The 18,922-nt window shown below is 64.9% G+C and carries 17 protein-coding genes and 1 pseudogene; 10 read left to right on the top strand and 8 right to left on the bottom strand.

Translation table 11 applies throughout. The features are described from left to right. Positions 1-74 precede the first annotated feature (74 nt). The 6 genes from M9978_RS20425 to M9978_RS20400 form a co-directional block, all read right to left on the bottom strand. Positions 75-1,793 (bottom strand): N-acyl-D-amino-acid deacylase family protein, encoded by a 1,719-nt coding sequence (locus tag M9978_RS20425; protein ID WP_254296506.1) that lies wholly within the window; start codon positions 1,791-1,793, stop codon positions 75-77. Positions 1,794-1,858: 65 nt separating this feature from the next. Next, the gene (locus tag M9978_RS20420; RefSeq protein ID WP_254296504.1) at positions 1,859-2,803 is read right to left on the bottom strand and encodes a TauD/TfdA dioxygenase family protein; all 945 of its coding nucleotides are present in this window, start codon (positions 2,801-2,803) and stop codon (positions 1,859-1,861) included. Positions 2,804-2,884: 81 nt separating this feature from the next. After that, positions 2,885-3,205, bottom strand: a complete 321-nt coding sequence (locus M9978_RS20415) for a 2Fe-2S iron-sulfur cluster-binding protein (protein ID WP_254296501.1) — start codon at positions 3,203-3,205, stop codon at positions 2,885-2,887. A gap of 30 nt (positions 3,206-3,235) precedes the next feature. Further along, positions 3,236-4,489, bottom strand: coding sequence for a cytochrome P450 (locus M9978_RS20410; RefSeq protein ID WP_254296498.1), 1,254 nt, complete (start codon positions 4,487-4,489; stop codon positions 3,236-3,238). 121 nt (positions 4,490-4,610) lie between these two features. Further along, a complete protein-coding gene (locus tag M9978_RS20405) occupies positions 4,611-5,369 on the bottom strand; it encodes an SDR family NAD(P)-dependent oxidoreductase (RefSeq protein WP_254296495.1) in 759 nt (252 codons plus the stop codon). A 49-nt stretch (positions 5,370-5,418) separates the two neighbouring features. Further along, complete coding sequence (locus M9978_RS20400; protein WP_254296492.1) at positions 5,419-6,675, bottom strand: FAS1-like dehydratase domain-containing protein; 1,257 nt, start codon at positions 6,673-6,675, stop codon at positions 5,419-5,421. Between the two features lie 315 nt (positions 6,676-6,990). On the opposite strand from M9978_RS20400, the gene M9978_RS20395 reads away from it, so the two are divergent. The 9 genes from M9978_RS20395 (at position 6,991) to purU (ending at position 17,350) form a co-directional block, all read left to right on the top strand. Beyond that, the gene (locus tag M9978_RS20395; RefSeq protein ID WP_254296490.1) at positions 6,991-7,431 is read left to right on the top strand and encodes a lactoylglutathione lyase; all 441 of its coding nucleotides are present in this window, start codon (positions 6,991-6,993) and stop codon (positions 7,429-7,431) included. 43 nt (positions 7,432-7,474) lie between these two features. After that, positions 7,475-8,659 carry an acyl-CoA dehydrogenase family protein gene (locus M9978_RS20390; protein ID WP_254296486.1) on the top strand — a complete coding sequence of 395 codons (1,185 nt, stop codon included), beginning with the start codon at positions 7,475-7,477 and terminating at the stop codon, positions 8,657-8,659. Continuing rightward, complete coding sequence (locus tag M9978_RS20385) at positions 8,616-9,737, top strand: acyl-CoA dehydrogenase family protein (protein ID WP_254296484.1); 1,122 nt, start codon at positions 8,616-8,618, stop codon at positions 9,735-9,737. Before M9978_RS20390 ends, M9978_RS20385 begins: the two co-directional genes overlap by 44 nt. A gap of 13 nt (positions 9,738-9,750) precedes the next feature. Beyond that, the gene (locus M9978_RS20380) at positions 9,751-11,268 is read left to right on the top strand and encodes a class I adenylate-forming enzyme family protein (RefSeq protein WP_254296481.1); all 1,518 of its coding nucleotides are present in this window, start codon (positions 9,751-9,753) and stop codon (positions 11,266-11,268) included. A 94-nt stretch (positions 11,269-11,362) separates the two neighbouring features. Continuing rightward, positions 11,363-12,613, top strand: coding sequence for a sarcosine oxidase subunit beta family protein (locus M9978_RS20375; protein WP_254296478.1), 1,251 nt, complete (start codon positions 11,363-11,365; stop codon positions 12,611-12,613). Positions 12,614-12,623: 10 nt separating this feature from the next. After that, positions 12,624-12,911, top strand: a complete 288-nt coding sequence (locus M9978_RS20370) for a sarcosine oxidase subunit delta (protein WP_254296475.1) — start codon at positions 12,624-12,626, stop codon at positions 12,909-12,911. Then, a complete protein-coding gene (locus M9978_RS20365; protein WP_254296472.1) occupies positions 12,908-15,883 on the top strand; it encodes a sarcosine oxidase subunit alpha family protein in 2,976 nt (991 codons plus the stop codon). The genes M9978_RS20370 and M9978_RS20365 overlap by 4 nt, the downstream gene beginning before the upstream one ends. After that, the gene (locus M9978_RS20360; RefSeq protein ID WP_254296470.1) at positions 15,876-16,436 is read left to right on the top strand and encodes a sarcosine oxidase subunit gamma; all 561 of its coding nucleotides are present in this window, start codon (positions 15,876-15,878) and stop codon (positions 16,434-16,436) included. Before M9978_RS20365 ends, M9978_RS20360 begins: the two co-directional genes overlap by 8 nt. Positions 16,437-16,441: 5 nt before the next feature. Then, positions 16,442-17,350 carry a formyltetrahydrofolate deformylase gene (gene purU, locus M9978_RS20355; protein ID WP_254296597.1) on the top strand — a complete coding sequence of 303 codons (909 nt, stop codon included), beginning with the start codon at positions 16,442-16,444 and terminating at the stop codon, positions 17,348-17,350. On the opposite strand, the gene M9978_RS20350 is transcribed toward purU, so the two are convergent. Next, entirely contained in the window at positions 17,347-18,372 is a 1,026-nt protein-coding gene (locus M9978_RS20350) for a GlxA family transcriptional regulator (RefSeq protein WP_254296467.1), read from the bottom strand. The two genes, purU and M9978_RS20350, sit on opposite strands and share 4 nt — an antisense overlap. A 166-nt stretch (positions 18,373-18,538) precedes the next feature. Between M9978_RS20350 and M9978_RS20345 the strand changes: the two genes are divergently transcribed. Next, entirely contained in the window at positions 18,539-18,838 is a 300-nt protein-coding gene (locus tag M9978_RS20345; protein WP_254296464.1) for a MaoC family protein, read from the top strand. On the opposite strand, the pseudogene M9978_RS20340 reads toward M9978_RS20345, so the two are convergent. After that, a pseudogene (locus tag M9978_RS20340) lies at positions 18,835-18,922 on the bottom strand (integrase catalytic subunit); the annotation flags it as partial. The gene M9978_RS20345 and the pseudogene M9978_RS20340 sit on opposite strands and share 4 nt — an antisense overlap.

The raw sequence follows: 18,922 nt of genomic DNA, 5'->3' as shown, positions 1-18,922 counted from the left end.
TCCTGATCCCGCCGCGGCGATGCACGGCGGTTTGCGGCAGTCGCCTGCCCGAATTCTGTGTGGCTGATGCGTGACTAGTGCGCCGGCGCGGCGCGCGCGCCACGCACCAGCCGGCCAGGCAGCGCGCCCGTGGGTTCGCCACGACGATAGGTGACCACGCCCGACAACACGGTCGCGTCATAGCCGGTGGCCTGCTGCGTCAACCGTTTCCCGCCGCCAGGCAAGTCGTGGCTGACCTTGGGCATCTCCAGCTCCAGCCGGTCGATATCGATGACGTTGAGGTCGGCTTTGTAACCCGGCGCCACGATGCCGCGATCGTGCAGCCCGATGGTCCGCGCCGGCACATCGGTTAGCGCCCGTATCGCCTGCGCGAGACCCAGCGACGCGCTGCCGGCCTCGCCGGCCCATTGCGTCAGCAGGTACGTGGGGTAGGCCGCATCACAGATCATGCCGTAATGCGCGCCGCCATCGCCCAGGCCGATCAGCGTGCCCGGCGTGTCGAACGCCTCACGTGCATGCGCGAGGTAATCGTCGATCTGGATCGTCGAAGGCGCATAGAGGATCGCGTGCCCCTCGTCGCGCAGCAATTCGTCCAGGATCAGCTCGCGTGGGTTGATTCCCATTGCGGCGGCGCGCGCGTTGATGGTGCGGTCTGGCGACTGGTGATAGTCGGGCGGATTGCCCAGCGCGAAGAGCGCATCGGTCGAATTTACGATCTGGATGAAGAATGGGTTGGGGTCCTCCGGCGCTTCGGACAGCAGTTTCCGGCGGAACTCGGGGTCGCGCAGCCGCTCGACCTTTTGCGCTAGCGTAAGCCCGGCAATCGCGCGATAGCTCGGGCAGAGCGAGAAGGGATGATAGCTCAGGTCCAGTCCGAACAGCAGGCCCACCGGGCGCGGATAGAATTGCCCGCTGATTTGCTTGTCGGCACCGCGTTCGGCAAGCAGTTCTAGATAGGTCCCGAAATTGGCTGGCCGCGCCGCGTTCTGTAGCAGGCTGAACGTCAGCGGTCGGCCCGACACCTCGACCAGCCGCTCCATCAGCGAAAATTCGGCTTCGGCCTCCGCGGCGCTGTTTGGGATCATCTGGAACACTCCGCAACCGGCATCCGCCAGACCCTCGGCCAGCGCGCTCAACTCGTCCGCCTCGGTCGGTACCGATGGCGCCAGCTCGCCCGAGCGGAACCGATGGCCGAGATAGCGCGAGGTCGAAACGCCCATCGCGCCCGCCTTCAGCGCCTCTGTGGTCAATTTGCGCATCTTGGCCAGGTCGTCCTGCGTCGGTGGCTCGAGATTGGCGCCGCGATCGCCCATCACGTAAACGCGCAGTGGCGAATGCGGCAGATACCCCGCGAAATCGACATCGGCCTGGCGCGTGTCGAGAAAGTCGAGATAGTCGGGAAAGCTTTCCCACGCCCAGGGGATGCCTTTGGTCATGACGACTTCGGGAATGTCCTCGACGCCCTCCATCAGCTTGATCGCCAGCTGGCGCTGGTGTTCGCGGATTGGCGCGAAGCCGACGCCGCAATTGCCCATGATAGTGGTCGTCACGCCATGGCCGGACGAGGGGCGCAACCGATGCTCCCAGGTGACCTGGCCGTCATAGTGGGTGTGAATGTCCACGAAGCCGGGCGTGACGATCCGGCCTGCGGCGTCGATCTCCTCCGCCGCCCCACCGGCCACCGCGCCGACCGCCGCGATCCGGCCGTCCTTGACCGCCACGTCGCCGGCAAATGGCGGGGTGCCCGTGCCGTCGACGATCGATCCATTCCTGATGACGATATCGTAATCCACAGACCTGTCTCCGCTACGGGTTGCTCAAGCGCGGGAACGGTTCGGCCCTGCATCCCCCGCCGCCATCAGTCGATGGCCGTCCTGCCGACCCGATTGCTGTCGATCTCGGTGTCGAGATATCGGCCGAGCGCATAGTCCCCGCCGATCGTCGTGCGCTGCGGGTGGCGGAAATCATCGAACGAATGGCCGCGGGCGGAATGCAGGATCCGCCAATTGTCCCACACGATCATGTCCTGCGCCTGCCACTGGTGGAAATAGGCATGACGCTCGTCGAGCAGATACTCCGCGATCTCCTCGAACAGCTTCTGGCTGTCCTCGCGCGTCATGCCCAGGACGTGGTCGGCATACATCGGGGAAAGCTTCAGGATCTTTCGGCCTGTTTCCCGCTGGGTGATCACCATCGGATGGACCGTGGGGGGAAAGTCGCGTCGCATCGCGGCGTCGTCACGGCCGCTCGACTGATCGCTCACGCCGGGCGGGAAGCAGATTGGATTAGCCTTGGCGCGGTACTGATAGACCACCTCCAGACCCTCGATCCGCTCCCTCAGCGTCTGCGGCAGCCGGTCGTAGGCGGCGATCGCGTCGATGAAGCCGGTCTCGCCATGCGTCGCTGCGGGCACAAGCATGCGCAACACCGCGCCGCGAATGATGCGCGGGGCGAAGGCCTGATCCCAGTGCCAGCCGATAAAGCCGGCGCGTGACTCGCCATGGTAGTCGACCGCATTGCGCATCACGTCCTTGTCGGCAGACGTATATTTGAGGTCGAGCAGGTAGGGGTTCTGACCTGAATTGAACTCCTTCTTCACCGATATTTCGGGCGTTCCGAAACAATGGCTCAGACGCATGTGGCCCGCTTCGCTATCATTCACCCCGCGGAACAGCAGCAGGCCAGATTGCGTCCAGGCATCGATGATGATCTTGCGGTCCTGTTCGGACACGTCCTGACTGAGATTGATGTCGAATGCCTGCAGAGCAAAGCCTTCGGCCATCGGTTCAAATCGCACCGTCACGTCGACCTCTCCTTCTTCGATGCGCCAGCGAACCAGTCCGCGCGGCCGCTCGAAGTCATGTTTGTTTCATCTTGCGGCTCGTCAAAACTGCGCCGCGGGCATGTGCAGCACCAGCCCGTCCAGCTCCGGCGTCACGATGACCTGGCATGCGAGGCGGCTGTTGTCCGCCGCACCTTCGGCGAGCTCGAGCATTTGCACTTCATGCTCGCTCGGCTTGCCGACCCGCTCCATCCAGGGGCGGTCGACGAAGACGTGGCATGTCGCGCACGCGGCCTGGCCGCCGCAATCGCCGTCGATCCCGTTAATGTTGAACCGGACCGCGACTTCCATTGCCGACAGGTCGGCCTGCGCCTCCACGACATGTTCCGCGCCATTGGCCTCGATGAAAACAAGCTTGGGCATCTTACTCTGCTTCACTTTGCGTTCGAATTGTCAGGCATGGATGCGAACGCGTAGGCGGTTGATACCGCGCACGCTGCTCGACAGCGCATAACCGACCGGCTCGGTGACCTCGATCCTCGCCCAATCATTAGCCAGGATCTCCTCCAGAAAGATCCGCAACTGCATCTCGGCAAGCCGGTTGCCCAGGCAGCGATGGATGCCGAACCCGAACGAGAGATGCTGGCGCGGGCGCGCGCGGTCTATGATGAACTGGCCGGCGTCAGGGATCGCACTCTCGTCGCGATTGCCCGAAACGTACCACATCATCACCTTGTCGCCCTTGCGGATAACCTTGCCGCCCAGTTCGTGATCCTGGGTAGCGCGACGCCCCTGTGACATGATCGGCGTGTGCCACCGGATGATCTCGGGCACCGCGCTGTCGACGAGCGCCGGATTGGCCTTCAGCTTCGCCCATTGATCCGGATGATCGTGAAAGGCGAGGATGCCGGCCGACATGCTGTTCCGGGTCGTGTCGTTGCCACCGACGACCAGGATCGAGACGTTGGACGCAAATTCCAGGTCGCTCATGTTCTGCGCGACGGGCGAATGCGCCAGCATCGACAGCAGGTCCGACGACGGCTCCTCCATCCGACGAGTTTCACGCAAAGTCAGGAATGCGCGGGTCATTTCCTTGAGTTCGCTGTCGCGCTGCTCCCAAGATTCCACCACGCCGTCGCCCGGAACGCCGGCGATCACGTCCGACCAGCGCTTGAGCTGCTTGCGCTCGTCGAACGGGACGCCAAGTAGGGTCGCCAACATCATCATGGTCAGTTCGACCGAGACCGTCTGCGCCCAGTCGAACTCCTCGCCGATCGGCAGCCCGGCCAGCGCATTGCGGGTGCGCTCGCGGATCAGGTGCTCGAAGCGCGCCAGATTGGCCGGCGCGAGTGCTGGTGAAACGATCTTCCGCTGGGTGTCGTGTTCGGGCGGGTCCATGCCCAGAAATCCGCCGACTGGCGTGGCATTGGGGCCACGCCCTTTCGCACGCGTCTCGTCGAGCGAGGTGGCGTTCGCCGACGAGAACACTTGATGGTTGCTGTCGACCGCGATGATGTCCTGATACCGCGTGACCGACCAATAGGGGCCGTAGCGGCTTTCCCGGCAATAATGCACCGGATCCTCGGCGCGCAGGCGCGCAAAGATCGGCCCTTGCCGGTTTTTCTGGAAGATCGTCGGATCGCTGACGTCGATATCCTCGATCGCAAGCTTGTCATGTTCCAGTTTTTCGGCGGATTGGCTTGCCATTCAATATCTCGCGAACGTTCGTTGCAGGGATGGTATATGCGGCGCCATGGAGCGAATAGTGCGTTTTCGACCCACGCGTCGCGAAGGCACACGAATGAAGCGCCGTGCCTCTCGCGGATGGTCAGAGGCTCTGTCCGCCGTCCACGTTCAGCACTGCCCCGGTGATGAAGCTGGCGCGCCTGGACAACAGAAATGCGACCGCCTCGGCCAGCTCCTCCGGACGGCCGCGGCGCCCCAGCAGGCTTTCCTGCGTCGTCTGGATGTCGGTTCGTTTGACGCCGCGATTGTCGAACCAGCCGGCTCGGACCGCATTTGCGCGCACCTGATATCGACCTTCCTCGCGCGCAGTGACGGCGAGCAGGCGCTCCGCGGCGGCCTTGGGCACCGCCGAAAGCCCGCCGCGCGGCTCGAGCCGGCCGGCCTGATAGGTGGTGATGCCGACGATCGCGCCCTGCGATGCGCGCAGCGCCGGGAGCGCCGCGGCTATCAGATTGGCCAGGCCGATCACATCGACTTCGATGATCCGGCGCCATTCGTCTGCAGGTACGCGGCTGACGAAATCATAGGCCGGCTTGGCGCCAGGCGCATAGACCAGCGCACCGATCCCGCCGAATAGCTTTGCGGCGTCCGCGATGCCGTCGGCCACCGATGCCGGGTCGAGCAGGTCGAACCGCACGGCCTCGGCCTCGCCCGAAGCGGAGCGGATCTGCTCGACAAGGTTCTGCGCCTCATCGCGGGCCTTGCGATACGACACGATCACCGGTGCGCCCTGTTCGGCCAGCTTCGCTGCGATCGCTGAGCCAAGGCCGCCGCTGCCGCCGACGACGAGCGCCGCGCCCGGGGCGAACAACGGGGCGGGCGCCGTTGTGCTTGCTATCATTCCAGTACCTCTTTTCAAGATTTTCACGGCGCGGGGCGCAGGGCGGCGGCTAGGTCATACGCCAGTCGTCAGCACGGTGTACGGTGGGTTGAGCGGGCGGCGGCAGCTTGGCCAGACCCGTGTCGCGCGAGGCGACCAGAATCGTGGCGGAGCCGCGAATATTCTCCTCGCCGCGCTGATTGACGCCGGACAGATCGATCTCGACCAGCGGTCCCAGCACTTGATCGACCCGCGCCTCGGTGACGACGCCGTTGACCCAGGTCGTGTCCCCGATATAGTTGAATTTGCGCAGGTCGTACTTCACGCGATAGACCCAGGCATCGTCACCGGCGATGTTGTTGCAATAATGGTTGAGCATGGCCTGCCGGATGACCGCGACGTCATAGATGCCGGCGACGCCGACATCCTTAAGCAGCGACGCTTCCCAGTGGATGCGCTGGATCGTGTCCCAGGCCTGATATTCATTCTTCGAATAGAAGCCGCGGATTCGCTTGCGGTTCTCGTAGGCCAGGCGGAACGGGGGCGCGCCATAGGAGTACCAGCCGGCGCCCATGAAGAAATTAATGAGGTCTGTGATCGTCAGCGGCCCCTTGACCATGGTGGGAAGTCGCGTGCCGACGGCGATGTCCTCCAAATACCAGGTATTGGCGCCGCGGCGGTATTCGGCATCATAGGCGGCCTCGATCGCGGCGAGGTCTTCGTCGCTATAGCTAGTGACGATCGGCTCGGCCTTGGCCTTTGGCGTCGCTTCCTCGGCGGACGATCGCCGCCGTTCGACATGCACGAAGGTTTCCGTACCCTGCACGAGCACGGTGTCGTCATCGTTCCAATAGCATTTGCCATTGCCCACGATGACCGACTGCCCCCCAAAGCGCGACTCCTTGACCTCCACCGAGCTCACATATCTTGAGACGTAGAGCCGCTGCCCCGAGGTAATCGGCGCGAAATAGAAATTCTCGCCACCTGAGTGAAATAGCTGGACGCCGCGCAGGGCGCCGCGGGTTTCGCGCTCGAATGCCACTTCCATTGCCTTTGGCCGTTTGAGGCCCATCGTCCCTTCAAAGCCGAGTGGTGCGATGCTCTCTCCCCAGCGCGTGTGCTGCGGATAGTCCTCGTCGATGAACAACGGATTGTCGCTGCCGTTATAGATCGCGAACCGCCGAAACGCGTCGTAGGAAGCATAGATGTTGTGCGGCTTGTCGAGCCAGCCGTGCCGCAGCGTCGGATTGGGGAAGCCGATCCGCTGACGCATCTTGCCCACTGATTCATCTGTGATCCGCCCCATGATCAGGCCATCGTCGGCCATCCGCCTCTCCAGCATGTGATGGGCCGACCGGCGGGGTGCCGCTGGCTCCAAGCCGTCGCGACGACCGCGTCCCGCCAGGAACACCCGCCATGCGACATTCGCGATAAGCGTACAACGAAGGCAAACCGTGAAGTGCGTGCTTCGCGGCGAGGCCGGATTTTTCACATTAATTGCCGTGTGCATTCGCGTGCAGAATGGCCGCGCCGGACGTCCGCCGCTTGGGCGGCCCGGATCGGCTTGCCGTCATAACGGCAGTTTGGCGGTACACGCGCCTTCCGATTGCGGGGGGCGCCGTTCGTTCTGGAGAGGTACGCGTTGGAATACCTTCACACGATGGTGCGGGTGCGGGATCTGGAAGCGTCGCTGGCATTTTACCGCGACGCGCTCGGGCTTGAGCAAATCGACCGCTTTGACATTGAAGCTGGCCGCTTCACGCTCGTTTACATGGCCGCGCCGGGTGACGGGGCCGCGGCACGCGCCGATCGGGCGCCGACGATCGAACTGACCCACAATTGGGATGACCAGGGTTACGCCGAGGGCCGCAATTTCGGCCACATCGCCTTTGCGGTCGATGACATCTACGTTGCATGCCGACGGCTTGCCGATCACGGCGTCGCGTTGAGCCGGCCGCCGCGTGACGGGAAGCTGGCATTCGTGCGCTCTCCCGACGGCATTTCGGTGGAGTTGCTGCAGGCCGGCGCGCCCCTAGCCGCGTGCGAACCATGGGCATCAATGCCAAATGTCGGATCGTGGTGAGCACGCTCATGTCCGACCCAATCCCACGCTTTCCGGGTGACTTATGGATTTAGGATATTCGCCACAGGACAGGCTGTTCTTCGACGAAGTTCGGGCCTTTCTCGACGGCACATGGACGGGGCGCTTGCCAAAATCTGGCAAGCCGGAACCCGACTTTGTTCGCGAGTTCCGCCTGCTCGCGACCGAGCGTGGCTATCTGTACCGCTCGATTCCCAAGGTCTATGGCGGTTCGGAACAGCTTCCCGATCCGATGCGCGGACGCATCATCCGCGATTGTTTCGAGCGCGCGCGCGCACCGATGGAAGTCCCCGGCGCCGGGATGTCCATGCTGATCCCGACGCTGCTCGAGCACGGCAGCGAATCGCAGCGGCGGATGTTCATTCCCAAGACAATCCTAGGCGAATATCGCTGGGCGCAGGGTTATTCGGAGCCGGGCGCCGGCAGCGATCTGGCCTCGCTGAAGACCAGCGGGAAGCTGGACGGCGGCGAGTGGGTGATCAACGGTCAGAAGATCTGGACGAGCCAGGCCTATAGCGCGACGCACATGTTCGCGCTGGTGCGGACCGAGCCGAATGCAGGCAAGCACGGTGGAATTTCCTACCTCCTGCTCGAACTCGATCAGCCCGGCATCACGATCCGCACGATCCATCAGATCACCGGCGAATCCGAATTTTGCGAGGTATTCTTCGAGGACGCGCGGACTCCGGCCGACTGGATCGTCGGGGCGCGTGGCGGCGGCTGGGGTATCTCGAAGACCACGCTCAAGCACGAACGCAGCAATATCGGGGGCGTGCGTACGCTCGGCTTGCTTGAATCGCTCTGGCGGCTGGCGCGCAGCATCGAGATCAACGGCCGGCCGGCGGCCGAGGACCCGGTTATCCGCGATCGCATGATGACGCTGGAGGGCTATGTCCAAGCCCAGCTGTTCTGCGGCTACTATCAGTTCGCGCGCACCGTCGGGGGGGGATCGGCGGGCATGCTGCCCTTGCTCAACAAACTCGCCGGCACACGCATCGCGCTGGAGGTTGCGCAGGTTGCTCAGGATATATTGGGGGACCGCGGCATGGACCTGCCTGTCAAGGGCGCGGCCGGGAAGCGCAATCCAGCGCAGTGGCTGAACCAGGTGCTGGGATCGCTGGCGCTGTCGATCGCCGGGGGGGCGTCGAACATTCAGCGCAACATCATTGCTGAGCGAGGCCTCGGCCTCCCAAAGGACGAGGCTCTGTAGAACGCGCATGCATTTTGATCTTACAGACGAGCAGAAGCAATTCGAGGACGCGGTCGAACGGCTGCTGACCGACAAGCTCAGCGGCAACATCCTGACGCGCGACGAAGCGGTGCCGGGCCTGGCTGCGGCCATGGACGAGGCCCTCAAGTCCCTCGCGGTGCCGGCAATTCTCGTGCCGGAGGCGGAGAGTGGACTTGGCATGGGGTTGTTGACGCTGGCGGTAGCTGGCGAAGCACTGGGCCGTCACGCCGCGCCGACCTCAGCGATCCGTAGCGCGGTCGGCGCCTGGGCGATCGCGAGCTATGGTGACAGCACGCTCAAGGCGCGATGGCTCGAACCGCTGCTCGCTGGCGACGCCAAAGTCGGCTTTGCGTTCAGTGAAACCTCCGACCATTGGAACCCCGACGAATGGAGGGCGTCGCTGCGCGACAGCCGGGCGAACAAGCGCTGTATCGAGGGTGCAGCCGATGCCGACCTGTTCATCGTGGGCGTCGAAGAGGGGCTGTGTCTGGTCGCGCGAGACGCTGCCGAACTACATGCCAGCGAATATCCGCCGCTCGACACATCGCGGCCGCATGCGGGGGCTATGCTGGAGATGGCGGACGCGAAACCGCTGGGTGGCCGGGCTGCCGCCTGGCGCCTTTACGATGCGCTGATGATCCTGGCGGCGATCGATGCCGCCGGGGCCGGGCGTGCCGCACTGGATATGTCGGTCGAATACGCAAAAACCCGCGTGCAGTTCGGACGCCCGATCGGGTCGTTCCAGGCCATCAAGCACGCGCTTGCCAACATGGCCGTGGATATCGAGCCTGTACGGTTCTTCTGCTGGTATGCGGCGCATGCCTGGGACGTGTCTGCCCCGGAAGCACCCTGGTCGGCGGCGTTGGCCAAGGCGCATGCCACGGACGTCGCCGTCAAGACCGCCCGCGCCGCGGTCGAGGCGCATGGGGGGATCGGTTACACCTGGGAATATCCCCTTCACCTGCTGCTGAAGCGCGCGATGCACGACCGGATGGTGCTTTCTTCGCCCACTCAGCTGCGCGCGCGCGCCGCGTCCCTACCGCGGCCCCTGACGTGAGGATGATGTGAACATGAGTGCGGCAGATCGCATGCGAGCGACGCTGGAAGCGGTGCTGGAGATCGATCCGGCGGCGCAGGCGATCGAGTTCCATCGGCAGTGGTGGAGCTGGGACGACCTCAGATCGCGCAAGCTGGCAGTCGAAGCAGCGATCGCGCGGGCTGGGCTCGGCGGCGAGGTGCGAGTGGGCGTCGTGCTGCGCAACCGGCCCGAGATCGTCGCCGCGGTTCTGGCGACCGTCACCACTATGCGGTGCCTCGTCACGCTCAACCCGACGCTGCCCGACGCCGCGCTCGCTGCCGATATCGAGCGGCTGGAGATTCCGGTGATCATTGCGTCAAGCGTCGATTGGGCGCGTGATGAGGTTCGCGCCGCTGCGCTCGCGAGCGGCGCGCTCTGCGTTGCGATCAGTGATGCGCTGGACGACGGCGTGGAGGTGCTGCAGCAGTTCGCCCCTGACCGCGCCGGCGGATTCCGCACCCTCGCCGAAGATATCGCCGTCGAGATGCTTACCAGCGGCACCACGGGGCCGCCCAAGCGCATTCCGCTCAAGCGCTCGCGCTTCGCGCAGTCGGTGCTCGGCGCCGCCAATTTCGAGGCAGGACGCAGCCAGGACGATACGCCGCGGCTCCGCTCCGGCACACAGTTGCTGCTTGCGCCGTTCGGCCATATCGGCGGGTTGGTGGCGCTGCTGAACGCGCTCCTCGCCGGCCGCAAGGCCTGCCTGCTCGAAAAGTTCACCGTCAACGAATTCCACGATGCGGTGAAGCGTCACCGTCCCAAGGTCGTTCAGACCCCGCCGGCCGGGCTTGCGATGGTCCTTGCCGCGGGTATTCCCAAGGAAGACCTGTCGAGCCTCGCCGCCTATCGTACGGGCGCGGCCCCGCTCGATCCGGCGCTCGCCGACGAATTCTGGCAGACCTATGGCATCCCGGTTCTTCAGAATTACGGCGCGACCGAGCTTGGCGGCATTGCCGGCTGGACGCTGAACGATTTCAAAGCCTATTGGCCGGAGAAGCGCGGCGCCGTCGGACGGCTCAATCCTGGCGTGGAGGCGCGCATTGCTTCGGCCGAGACCGGCGAGGTGCTGGCACCGGGCGAGGCGGGCATCTTGCAACTGCGGGGCTCGCAGGTCGGCGATCGCGAAACGTGGCTTACGACGACCGATCTCGCCGCTCTAGACGCAGATGGCTTCCTGTGGATCAAGGGCCGGGCCGACGCCGCAATCATCCGGGGCGGCTTCAAGATCCAGCCCGAATATGTCGCTGCCGCTATCGAACGTCACCCGGCGATCCACGAGGCGGCTGTCGTGGGCATGCCGGATCGGCGATTGGGACAGGTTCCGGTTGCCGCCTACTCGCTCAAGCCGGACGCCGAGGCGCCCCAGGCCGATGAACTCCGATCGTACCTTCGTGAGACGCTGTTGCCATATCAGGTGCCGACCGAATTCATTCAGGTCGATGCACTGCCCCGTACTGCTTCGATGAAGGTGAGCTTGCAACAGGTCCGGGCGCTGTTCGAATGGACGTGATCGAATTCAACGGCGTGACACGATTGGCCAAATCCTACGATCGACTGGCTGAACGATACTATAGCCCGGCCGAATTTCGATCGAATGTACGGGCATGAGATTTTCCGCCCTGACTCTGTTGCGAAGCGCGTTCGACGGTCAGTCCCGTTATCCGCATCAATGGCGCAAGGCGGACCCGAGACCATCCTATGACGTGATCGTCATAGGGGGCGGCGGGCACGGCCTGGCGACGGCATATTACCTGGCGAAGGAATATGGTGTCACCAACGTCGCGGTGATCGAGAAGGGCTGGATCGGGGGCGGCAATACTGGCCGCAACACGACGATCATCCGGTCCAACTATCTGTTCGACGAAAGCGCGGCGCTGTACGATCACGCGCTGACACTGTGGCGGGGGTTGAGCCAGGAACTCAACTATAACGTCATGTTCAGCCCGCGCGGCGTCCTGATGCTCGCGCATACCGTGCACGATGTGCAAAGCATCAAGCGGCACGTGCATGCCAATCGGCTGAACGGCGTCGACAATGCGTGGCTGACGCGGGCGCAGGTCGCGGCATTCTGCCCCGGGCTGAACATGTCGCCCGAGGCGCGCCACCCGATCGTCGGTGCGGCTTTGCAGCGCTCGGGTGGCACTGCCCGGCACGATGCGGTTGCCTGGGGCTTTGCGCGCGCCGCGAGCGCGCGCGGCGTCGACATTATCGAGAATTGCGAAGTTGTCGGCATCCGGCGCAGGATCGATGGCGCGGTTGCGGGCGTCGAAACATCGCGCGGTTTCATTGGCGCCCGCAAGATCGGTGTCGTGACTGCCGGCCGGAGTTCGCAGGTCATGGCGATGGCGGACGTGCGGTTGCCGATCGAGAGCTATCCCTTGCAGGCCCTTGTGTCCGAGCCGACCAAGCCAGTCCTGGACTGCGTAGTCATGTCGAACACGGTGCATGGCTATGTCAGCCAGTCGGACAAGGGCGAACTGGTGATCGGCGCGGGATCTGATGCATATGTGAGCTACAGCCAGGCGGGCAGCGCGCATGTCGCGGCCGAGGCGATCGGGGCGGTCTGCGAGCTGTTCCCCCAATTCGCGCGCATGCGTATGCTGCGCAACTGGGGCGGTATCGTCGATCTGACCCCGGATCGCTCGCCGATCATCGGCAAGACTCCGGTCCCCGGACTGTACGCCAATTGCGGATGGGGTACCGGGGGGTTCAAGGCGACGCCCGGGTCGGGCCACATCTTCGCCCACACGTTGGCCACCGGCGATCCCCATCCGATCGCCGCGCCGTTTTCGCTGGATCGCTTCCTCACCGGGCGACTGATCAACGAGGCGGCTGCAGCCGCCGTCGCGCATTGAGGACTGTCCGATGCTGCTGATCGATTGCCCTTTTTGCGGACAGCGCCCCGAAATCGAGTTCCGCTACGCCGGCGAGGCCCATGTCCTCCGCCCGATCGATCCGCGTGAGTGCGAAGACGAAGAATGGGCGGCCTATCTCTATCGGCGCCGCAATCCGGCGGGAGACCATGCCGAGCGCTGGCATCATGTCCACGGCTGCCGCCGCTTCTTCAACGCCCGGCGTCATACGGTGACCGACCTGTTTTCGGGAAGCTACCCGGCCGGCACGCCAGGCCCTGAATGTGAGGCCGGGCAATGAGCCAGTCATTCCGATTGCGCGACAAGGGAAGGGTCGATCGCAGCCGCCCGGTGAGCTTTAGCTTCGACGGGCGCACCTTGACGGGCTATGTTGGCGACACCCTGGCGAGCGCGCTGCTGGCCAATGGCGTGCATGTGATGGGCCGGTCCTTCAAATACCATCGCCCGCGTAGCGTCTTGGGTGCCGGCGTCGAAGAGCCGAATGCGCTCGTCACCGTCGATCGCGGTCGGGGGCGGATTGATGCCAACATCCTGGCCACGACGCTTGAAATCCATGACGGGCTCGTCGCCCGCAGCCAGAACCGATGGCCGTCGCTGACGCTCGATCTGGGCGCGGTGAACAATATCTTCTCGGCATTCATACCCGCCGGCTTCTATTACAAGACATTCATGTGGCCGCGCGCGGCGTGGAAGTCGGTCTATGAGCCCGCCATCCGGCGCATGGCCGGGCTGGGACCGCCGCCGGTGGACCGCGACCCCGACAGCTATGCCTCGCAGTTCGACCACTGCGAGGTCCTCGTCGTCGGCGCGGGGCCGGCCGGGCTGGCGGCGGCGCTGGCGGCTAGCGCGGGGCCGGGCCGGGTCATCCTGTGCGACGAAGGGGCAGAAGCGGGCGGCGCGTTGCTGGGCGACCCGGCGGCGGCGATCGACGGCCTCGCCGCCTGGGACTGGGTCGGAAAGGTCGTCGCCGAGCTGTCGTCACGGCCCAACGTCACGATCCTCACGCGTACCACCGCATTCCGCTACGGCACGCAGAACATGGTCGGTCTGGTCGAGCGAGTCAGCGATCATCTCGCCGGTTCAACGCCCGGCATCTTGCGGCAACGGTGGCGCCAGGTCCGCGCCTGCCAGGTCGTATTGGCCACGGGGGCGCACGAGCGGCCCGTCCTGTTCCGTGGCAACGACCGGCCCGGCGTCATGCTGGCCAGTGCGGCGCGTATCTACGTCAATCGCTACGGGGTGCGGCTGGGCAGCCGCTGCGTCGTCGCGACCCGCACGGACAGCGGTTACCAAACGGCGTTCGATATGGCGCGCGCCCGTATCGCGACGACGGTCCTAGACATGCGTGCATCGATCGCGCCCGCGCTGTCGGCGGAGGCTGAGCGACTGGGGATCGAGGTGATCGCGGCTGCCCGTCCGATCCGGGCGAAAGGCGGCAGGCGAGTCACGGCGGTCGAGATCGAGCAGGCCGATGGCCAGCGGCGGACGCTCCGCTGCGATCTGGTGCTGATGGCGGGTGGCTGGGTGCCGGTGGTCCATCTATTCTCTCAGTCGCGCGGCAAGCTGCGTTGGGAGGAGCGGGTCGAAGGCTATGTTCCCGACGCGGCCACCCAGGCGGTGCGTTGCGCGGGGGCGTGCCGTGGTGAATTCGCGCTCTCCTCGGCCCTTAAGGATGGCTTTGCGGCCGGGCAGGGCGCTGCAGGGGGCGACCCGGGCGCGATCCATGGCCCACCAACCTGTTCCTCCACCGAGGCCGAGGTCGATATGCGCGACGTGCCGATGAGCGTCGCCGCCGACGGCGGCATGGCGTTCATCGACTATCAGAACGACGTCACGACCAAGGATCTGAGGCTGGCGGTCCGCGAAGGCTTCCATTCAGTCGAACACTTCAAGCGATATACCACGACTGGCATGGCGACCGATCAGGGGCGCACGTCGAACCTCAACGCAATGGCGGTGGTCGGCGATGCCCTGCATCGACCGATGGGGCAGGTGGGCATTACCACCTTCCGTCCGCCTTACACGCCTGTCAGTTTCGGCGCGTTGGCCGGCAATAATCGCGGCGAACTGTTCGCGCCGGTCCGCCGGACGCCTACGCACGACTGGGCCGCTGCGCAGGGGGCGGTGTTCGAGGATGTCGGGCTGTGGAAACGCGCGCGCTACTTCCCCAAGTCCGGTGAGAGCATGGACGAGGCGGTTCGGCGGGAGTGCCGGATCACGCGCGCGGTCGCGGGGGTTCTCGACGCCTCGACGCTCGGCAAGATCGAAGTCGTCGGGCCCGATGCGGCCGAGTTCATGAACCGAATGTACGTCAATGCGTGGACGAAGCTGAAGGTCGGCGCCTGCCGCTACGGCGTGCTGCTGCGCGACGACGGCTTCATCTTCGATGATGGCGTTGTCGGCCGGATCGCCGAGGACCGGTTCCACGTCACCACGACCAGCGGCGGGGCGGCGGGCGTGTTCAACCTCATGGAGGATTATCTCCAGACCGAATGGCCCGATCTTCGTGTCTGGCTGACTTCGACGACTGAACAGTGGGCGGTGATCTCCGTCCAGGGACCCCGCGCCCGCGCCATCCTGGCGCCGTTGGTGGAGGATGTCGACGTGTCGGCCGAGGCGTTCGCGCACATGACGGTGCGCGAGGGGCGTATTGCGGGCGTACCGACTCGCCTGTTCCGCGTCAGCTTCACCGGCGAACTGGGGTTCGAGGTGAATGTGCCGTCGAGCGAAGGCATGAGGGTATGGGAAGCCATCTGCGCCGAGGGCCGCAAGCATGGCGCGGTCGTCTATGGCACCGAGACGATACACGTCCTGCGCGCCGAAAAGGGCTTCATCATCGTCGGGCAGGAAACCGACGGCACCACCACGCCGGACGATGTCGGGCTTGGCTGGGCGATCGGAAAGACCAAGCCGGACTTCGTGGGAAAGCGCTCGCTGAGCCTGCCCGGGCTGACTGCGCCCGGTCGCAAGCAACTCGTCGGATTGCGGCCGATCGGACACGAGACGGTGCCCGACGAGGGCGCGCAACTGATCGGTGAGGCAGCGCCGACCCCGTTCAGCGCGCAGGGCCATGTCACCTCCGCCTATTGGAGCGAGGCGCTGGACGGGCCGATCGCCCTCGGGCTCCTGCGCAACGGCCGTGCGCGCATCGGCGAGCTGGTCCGCGTCACGAGCCTTGTGGGGGAGCCCAGGCTGTGGCGCGTCTGCGACCCGGTCTTCCTCGATCCGAAGGGACATCGCCTCAATGGCTGATCCTGATCACATGCCGGCGATGCCGCTGGCGACGGACCCCGGAATCACGATCCGCCAGCTTCCCCCGTGCCATTTGTGGTCGCTGCGCGCCCGCGCGCCGGACGTCGAAAGGCTTTCCGTGGCGTGGGGCGGCGGACTCGACCTCGCGCCGCTGGCCAGCGCCTCCACGGGCCGTCGCCACGCGCTGCGGCTCGGGCCGGACGAATGGCTGTTGATCGCCGATTCCGCATCGGCGGCCGACGGGCTCCATGCGCTCGCTGAAACCATTGCGTTTTCGATCGTCGATATCTCGGCCCGCGAAATCGGGTGGGAAATTGCGGGCGACCATGCGTCACGCTTGCTTGCCGGCGGATGCCCGCTCGATTTGTCCGACGCTCACTTCCCCCCGGGCCGCGCTACGCGGACGATCTATGGTCAGGCGGAAATTGTTCTTTGGCGTCCGGCTTCGGAACGCGCGTGGGAGGTCCGCGCGCTGCGGTCCTTTACCAATTACCTGACCCGGCACCTGGCGCACGCGGTCCACAATCTTCCCGTGTCGTCGGAGACGAGATAATGAACATGGCGAGCGAACTCGAAACGGCCGCGCCGGACATCGCTGCGCAGCTGCCCGAGCCCCAGATCTGCCGACTGACGGTGTCCTGCCCGAACAAGCCGGGGATCGTGGCGAGCATCACGACTGCGCTGTTCGGCCATGGCGCGGACGTGCGAGAGGCACATCACTATTGCGACAGCGAAACCGGCAGGTTGTTCGTCCGGATCACCTTCAGCCTGTCGCGCGCGGTCGAGCTCGATACCGTGAGGGCGGACTTCACGCCCCTCGCCGAATCGCGCCGGATGACGTGGGCGCTCGGGCCGGCCGACGAGCGCAAGAAGGTGCTGATCCTCGTTTCCAGGTTCGACCATTGTCTGGTGGATCTGCTGTATCGCTGGCGCATCGGGGAATTGGCCATGGAGCCGGTCGGAATCTTATCCAACCATCCGCGCGAGACGTTCGCGGACACCGATTTCGGCGAAATTCCATTTCACTTTTTGCCGGTGACCAAAAGCAACAAAGCCGTGCAGGAGGCGCGGATCAAGGCGCTAGTGACGGATACCGGCGCCGATCTCGTGATCCTCGCCCGCTATATGCAAATCCTGTCCGATGACCTGGCGGCACATCTGTCGGGCCGCTGCATCAATATCCACCACAGCTTCCTGCCTGGCTTCAAGGGAGCCAAGCCTTATCATCAGGCGCACTCGCGAGGGGTCAAGCTGATCGGCGCGACGGCGCATTATGTGACCGCCGACCTCGACGAGGGACCGATCATCGAACAGGATGTCGAGCGCGTCAGCCACCAGGACACGCCCGCCGACCTTATCCGCAAGGGCAGGGACATCGAGCGGCGCGTGCTCGCCAGGGCCGTGTCCTTCCACCTGAATGGCCGAGCCTTTCTGAACGGCGCCACGACCGTCGTGTTCGGTGACTAGCCGCTCGACGCGGGATGAGGGCCGCCGGCCGCGCGAACCGCGCCGGGGGTCGCCCCCTCCACCTCGCGAAAATGGCGGATGAGGTGCGAGGCATCGCAAAATCCGCAATCCGCCGCGATCTCCGCGATTGACCATTGCGTGTTGCGCAGAAGCCGGCGGGCGCGATCGACGCGCATCGATTTCAGCACCGCGGCGGGGGTAATGCCGAGATGCGCGACGAACAGCCGTGTCAGGGTGCGTGGCGTGGATCCGACCATCCGCGCAAGATCGGCAAGCCGGACATTCTGATCGAGCATACGCTCCATCGCCAGCACCGCGCGCCGGACGCGAACATCCTCAAGGTTCGAGACGCCTACAGTCAGCGGAGCAGGTTGCGGCGCCTCGCCCGGGCGTGCCCCATCCTCGAGCATGATTCGCAGCCCCTTGGCCGCCGCTCCAGTACCCAGGTGCCGCTCGATCAGCCAACTGGCAAGGTGGATGGCGCCGACACCGCCAGGGCACGTGATTCGCTTCCCATCGACAAGAAACATGCGGTCGGAAACGATCCGATGACCGGGGAATTCCGTTACATAATCCTGGTGGTGAAACCAGCTGAGGCACGCGTAGCGCCCGTCCATCAAGCCGGCGCGGGCCAGCGCGAACACACCATTGCACAGGCCGACCAGCGGCACGCCCGCCGCATCGACGGTGCGAAGATAGGACAGCAGGCCGGCACTTTCGCGTTCGCCATCATGGAGCGTGCCGCCGACGACGATGACATAGTCGAATGCTAGGGGCGGCTGCAGCGCCATCGGCGGCTGCAGCATGACGCCGTTGCTCGCCGCCACGGCGTCGCGGTGCTCGCTCATAACGGTCCAGGCGCATCGGACCTGGCGCGACCGATCGCCCTCGTCCGCTGCCAACCGCAACGTGTCGATAAAGCCGGCAAAGGCGAGCATCGTGAAGTTCGGCAGCGGGATGATACCGACGCGCAGCTCCGGCGCGTGGCGGGGCTGCACCGCTCGGAATGATTGGTCGATCATGGTGCGACGTTACAGCGCAATCGCCGAACCTGTCGGGAAGTTCGCGGCGGCATTCGTGGGAATGTATGACAGACCGCTCGCAAAACACACTTTCGGTCGCGGTCGCGTTTGCAACAGAGGTCGGCAAGCGCCGCAAGCCGCAACTCTGGGCGTGAGCGAAGGATTCATGATCATGCCGCTCGTCTATCCCGACATTCTTGATCTCAAGACGGCGGGCGAACGCTTCAGCTATACCGAGCGCGACGCGATGCTGTACGCGCTCGCGATCGGCTTCGGCGCCGACCGTATGGACGAGCGCGACCTGCACTTCATCTATGAAAGCCAGCTCAAGGCGGTGCCCACGCTGGCGACGGTGGTTGCGTGGGACGCGGGACTCCCGACCGCGCAGCTCGGGGTCGATTACCCGCTCGTGCTGCACGGCGAAGAGGTGACCAGCCCCCACCGAGTGGTCCGAGCGGATTGTTAGTGCATTGACGCTTCCATCTCCAGTGTTGGCCGTAGGTGGAGCGAAGCGGAACCGGAGGGCGACACTGGAGATGGGACGGCCTCC

The organism is Sphingomonas tagetis, assembly GCF_024211275.1.
Classification (GTDB): domain Bacteria; phylum Pseudomonadota; class Alphaproteobacteria; order Sphingomonadales; family Sphingomonadaceae; genus Sphingomonas; species Sphingomonas tagetis.
This window is presented reverse-complemented; position numbering and strand designations above follow the sequence as displayed.